Annotated in this window: 5 protein-coding genes; 4 read left to right on the forward strand and 1 reads right to left on the reverse strand. The window is 37.0% G+C overall.

Annotated features, from left to right (window positions below; all coding sequences use genetic code 11):
- Positions 1-237: 237 nt before the first annotated feature.
- Complete coding sequence (locus tag WBN20_RS06145) at positions 238-969, forward strand: bacteriorhodopsin-like (RefSeq protein WP_297705977.1); 732 nt, start codon at positions 238-240, stop codon at positions 967-969.
- 65 nt (positions 970-1,034) lie between these two features.
- On the opposite strand, the gene argS is transcribed toward WBN20_RS06145, so the two are convergent.
- Positions 1,035-2,822, reverse strand: coding sequence for an arginine--tRNA ligase (argS, locus tag WBN20_RS06150; protein WP_424281089.1), 1,788 nt, complete (start codon positions 2,820-2,822; stop codon positions 1,035-1,037).
- A gap of 162 nt (positions 2,823-2,984) precedes the next feature.
- Between argS and WBN20_RS06155 the strand changes: the two genes are divergently transcribed.
- From WBN20_RS06155 to WBN20_RS06165, 3 genes are all read left to right on the forward strand, one after another.
- Positions 2,985-3,410, forward strand: a complete 426-nt coding sequence (locus tag WBN20_RS06155; protein ID WP_424281090.1) for a hypothetical protein — start codon at positions 2,985-2,987, stop codon at positions 3,408-3,410.
- A 3-nt stretch (positions 3,411-3,413) separates the two neighbouring features.
- Positions 3,414-4,838: an SDR family oxidoreductase gene (locus WBN20_RS06160; protein WP_424281091.1), complete on the forward strand. Its 1,425-nt coding sequence runs from the start codon at positions 3,414-3,416 to the stop codon at positions 4,836-4,838.
- 75 nt (positions 4,839-4,913) lie between these two features.
- Positions 4,914-5,341, forward strand: a 428-nt coding sequence (locus WBN20_RS06165) for a carboxypeptidase-like regulatory domain-containing protein (protein WP_424281092.1), incomplete at its 3' end; no start/stop codon positions are given.

A 5,341-nucleotide genomic window follows, 5' to 3' on the forward strand; every position in this document is an offset into this window, starting at 1 on the left:
CCGTGAAGTATCCCAAAGGAAAGAATTAGAACATAAGCAAGTAAATTCTCCACTGCATTTTCAAAGTAGACGGCTAGCCACAGTGAAAAAAATGTAGCGACAAGCATGACAGCTTGCAACTTTGTAAAATCCACCTCCTTTTTATGCATATTGTTTAATTAATTTAACATATTATTAAACATTTTGTGTTTAACTTTTAATACTTTTATTTAAACAAAATTAACTAAATAAATTCGTATGGAAAATTTTTTATTATCATTCCCTTTGATTGCCAAACTAGCCACCAATGATTATGTGGGCTTTACCTTTTTTGTAGGTTGTATGGCTATGATGGCAGCTGCTGCCTTTTTCTTTTTATCAATGAATAGTTTTGACAAAAAGTGGAGAACCTCAATCCTTGTTTCCGGATTAATCACTTTTATTGCCGCAGTGCACTACTGGTACATGCGCGATTATTGGGCAGATTTCGGAGAATCGCCTACTTTCTTCCGTTATGTAGACTGGATCCTTACCGTCCCGCTGATGTGTGTGGAATTCTTTTTAATCTTAAAAGTTGCGGGAGCTAAAAGATCTCTTATGTGGAGACTTATTCTTCTATCCGTAATCATGTTGGTTACAGGTTATTTGGGAGAAGCCGTTTACAGAGATGCCGCATGGATATGGGGTCTTATTTCCGGTATCGCATACTTTATTATTGTTTATGAGATCTGGTTCGGAACTGCCAAGAAGCTCGCCGTAAAAGCCGGAGGAGCCGTATTACAGGCCCATAAAATGCTTTGCTGGTTTGTCCTTGTTGGATGGGCTATCTATCCGCTGGGCTATATGGCTGGAACTCCAGGATGGTATGAAGGTTTATTTGGCGGTTTATCAATGGATGTGGTTTACAACATTGGAGACGCAATTAATAAAATTGGATTTGGCCTGGTAGTCTACAACCTTGCGGTAGTTGCTACTGAAGAGAAAGCCTAAGAACAATCAAGAGTTTAAAAAGTATAATTATTTAAAACAAAAAGACCGCCGGAATGGCGGTCTTTTTACATTCTTACAGGCACTTGTATGCCAAGTAGCTGAAAAGCAGATTTAATTACCTCTCCTACCTTCTTTGCAAGCTGCACTCTAAATATCCTTATCTCTTCCTCCGATTCGCCCAATATAGAAACCTGTTGATAAAATGAGTTGAATTCCTTAACCAGATCATAAGTATAGTTGGCAATTAAGGCCGGACTGTAGTTCTCAGCGGCAAGTTTTACAGTTTCGGGGTAGATTTCCAACAGCTTTATTAATTCCTTCTCTTTCGAATGCAATTTTACAGTATGCCCTTGTTTATTTAAAAGTTTGCCAGCGCTTAGGTTTGCTTTTCGAAGAATAGATTGAATCCTGGCATAAGTATATTGAATAAAGGGGCCCGTATTTCCTTGAAAATCTACCGATTCCTTTGGATTGAATAAAATTCGTTTTTTAGGATCAACCTTTAATATATAGTACTTTAATGCTCCAAGACCAATGATGCGATACAGTTTTTGTCTTTCTTCTTCTGAGTAATCATCCAGTTTCCCTAATTCCTGAGAGATTTGAGCAGCTGTGTTGGTCATTTCTTTAATCAGATCATCTGCATCCACCACCGTTCCTTCCCTGCTTTTCATTTTTCCCTCCGGCAAGTCAACCATCCCATAACTAAGGTGATATAAATGTTGTGCCCAGGAATAACCCAGTTTCTTTAGGATCAGGAACAATACCTTAAAATGATAATCTTGTTCATTACCAACGGTATATACCATTCCCCCAATATCCGGAAAATCTTTTACACGCTGAATAGCGGTTCCAATATCCTGTGTCATATACACTGCAGTGCCGTCTGCCCGAAGAACAATTTTCTCATCCAGTCCCTCATCGGTGAGGTCTATCCAGACACTCCCGTCTTTCTTTCGGTAAAATATTCCCTTTTCTATCCCATCGGCAATCATATCTTTACCCAACAAATAAGTCTCACTTTCGTAATAGAGTTTATCAAAATCAACGCCCAAATTGGCATAGGTCTCATTAAATCCGGTATAAACCCAACTATTCATTTTTTTCCAAAGGTTTATAACTTCTGCATCACCTGCTTCCCATTTGAGCAACATTTCCTGGGCTTCCAGTAATATCGGTGCTTGTTTTTCTGCCTGAATTTTATCCATTCCAGCCGAAATGAGTCCTGCTACCTGCTCCTTATAAACCTGGTCAAACTTCACGTAATAGATACCAGCCAGTTTATCTCCTTTTATACCTGTACTTTCAGGGGTAGCACCATCCCCAAATTTTTTCCAGGCCAACATGCTTTTACATATATGAATTCCTCGGTCATTTATGATCTGTGTTTTATATACTCTATTCCCGTTAGCCTTTAGAATTTCTGCCACAGAATAGCCGAGTAAGTTGTTCCGGATATGACCTAGATGCAGGGGCTTATTAGTATTGGGTGAGGAATATTCAACTAAGATCGCATTTTTATCTTGCTCTGGCTTACACCCATAACTTTGATCATTTTTGATAGAATCAAAGAAATTCTTGTAGTAATTATCTGCAATTACCAAGTTCAAAAATCCCTTTATTACGTTAAATCCCTTAACCTCATTTAGTTCCTTCTCCAAATGGGCGCCTATCTGAATTCCAATTTGCTCCGGATTACCCTTTATAAAGCGAAGCATTGGAAAAACGACTATGGTGATATCTCCCTCAAAATCTTTTCTGGTAGGTTGAAATTCAACCGAGGGTATTGTTATATTATATAGCGAAGCTACTGCCTCTATCACTTTTGTCTGAATAACCTCCTGAATATTCATAAAATTTCCCCAATTAAGGCTGCAAAACTAATGAATTTTTAGACTTTTATAGCTCATAGCTTTTGGTGTTTACAAAAATATGGTGTTTTAGACAACTATATTGAAAATTCCCAAATACTAAAAATAATACCATTATAAAAAATATAGAATAAAATAAAAGCCATGCTCGTAAATGTATCCTATAATAACCGCGATCTTACAAGTAAAATTGATAGTGAAGTAGGTAAACCTTTTAAGTTAAAAGAACGCTGGGCGATGAACGGCATAGGATCTCCTAAACTATTTATAACTGAAACCAGCATTGAAATTGGAAATCTACTGCTTTTAGACAATAATCTGAATAGTTGTAATGTGGAAATGCGTCCAAAAGGGATAATTGTGCGATTCCGATCCCTTCTAGAAACCTATGCGCTGGTTATTCCGTATTACAAGCTAACTATCTATAAAGGTGATTTAGCTATTTATTCAATCTTTCGGGATCATTATTTTATAAAAGTAAAATCGGATACCAAAGCTATCCAGAAATTTTTTAAAAAAATATTGGATTTTAAAGCAGATAATTTACCAACCTCTATTGAAGATTTATAACCCATGAAAATTCTACTAACCGGAGCTAACGGATATATTGGAATGCGTTTATTGCCCCTGCTTCTAGATGAGGGCCATGAAATAATATGTGCCGTCCGCAACAAAGAACGACTTTCGATAGACCCTGAGACACGCTCTAAAATTACAATTATTGAGATCGATTTTTTAGAAGCTGTTGAGGAAGGGAAAATACCAATTGATATTGATGTCGCTTATTTTCTAATTCATTCCATGAGCACATCTACCCGAGATTTTGATGAAATGGAAGCCAAAACGGCCTATAATTTTAACAGTTACATAAATAAAACAAAGGTAGAACAGGTCATTTACTTAAGTGGTATTGTAAATGATGAAAATCTGTCTAAGCATTTATGGTCCAGGAAAAATGTTGAGGAGATATTATCTAAAGGGGAATTTAACCTTACCGTACTAAGAGCAGGGATCATTGTAGGATCTGGAAGCTCGTCTTTTGAAATAATTCGTGACCTCTGCGAAAAGTTACCGGTTATGATTACACCAAAATGGGTCCTCACAAAAACCCAGCCTATCGCCATTAGGGATGTCATGCATTTTCTGACGGGTGTCCTGGGTAACAGAAAAACATATAATCAATCTTTTGATATTGCCGGACCGGATGTCCTTACCTATAAGCAAATGCTGCAGCGTTACGCCCGGATAAGGGGCTTCAAAAACTGGATTATTACTGTTCCTATAATGACTCCTAAGTTATCTTCTTACTGGCTTTATTTTGTTACTTCTACTTCCTATAAATTGGCTTTAAACCTTGTTGACAGTATGAAAATTGAAGTAGTGGCAAGGGACAACAAACTCGAACAATTATTGGAGATAAAAACACATACCTATGAGGAGGCCATAAATATGGCGTTTAAAAGAATTGAACAAAACCTTGTAGTAAGTAGCTGGAAGGATAGTATGATTAGCGGAAGATTGAATAAAAACCTGGGAAAGTTTATCCAGGTGCCTAAATACGGTGTACTTAAAGACGAGAAAAAACTAAAAGTACAGGATAAGGAAAGGGTTTTAAAGAATATCTGGAAGATTGGCGGAGATAATGGCTGGTACTATGGCAATTGGTTATGGAGGTTCAGAGGGTTAATTGATAAACTTACAGGTGGTGTTGGACTAAGGCGCGGGCGTACACATCCTGATAAAATCTTCCCCGGAGATTCCCTGGATTTTTGGCGTGTTCTATTGGCCGATAAAAAAAACAAACGACTATTGCTATTTGCGGAAATGCGCTTGCCAGGGGAGGCCTGGCTCGAATTTAGAATTGATGAGGACAGTGTATTACATCAGACAGCTACCTTTAGGCCAAGAGGGCTAAAGGGCAGGCTATACTGGTATAGTGTGCTTCCCTTTCATTATTTCATTTTTGGAGGTATGATAAGAAATCTGGCAAAAGCATAATTATTTTATAAACAATAGTAACGTTTTATCTGGTTACTTCGTCTTAGAGTATATATTAATTAATGATAGTCACTTATGAGCAAATCCATTTCTAATATTTTTATTTACATATTCCTGCTTGCTTCTATATCTATACAATGCCAGTCTATTTCCTCCAGGGTAGTAGACACTAAAACAAACGAAGGTATACCCTATGCAACGATTCAATTTGCTAAGCATCGTGGCATTATCACTAATGAGGAAGGCAGGTTTAGTATAAAATTAAACTCCAGGCTGGAACAACAAGATTCCATCTATATATCCAGTATGGGGTATAAAAAAACAGCTATTCACTTTAAGGCCACTTTAGATAGTGTTATATATATAGAACCAAAGGCTATTGAACTAAATGAAGTATACCTATTTAACAATGATCTCAGTATCGATGAAATCATTGACAAAGTGAAAGAATACTTACCAACAAATTATAATAGAGATCCCATAAAACAACGCTTATTCTTTAG

This window comes from Eudoraea sp. (assembly GCF_049665975.1).
GTDB lineage: Bacteria > Bacteroidota > Bacteroidia > Flavobacteriales > Flavobacteriaceae > Eudoraea.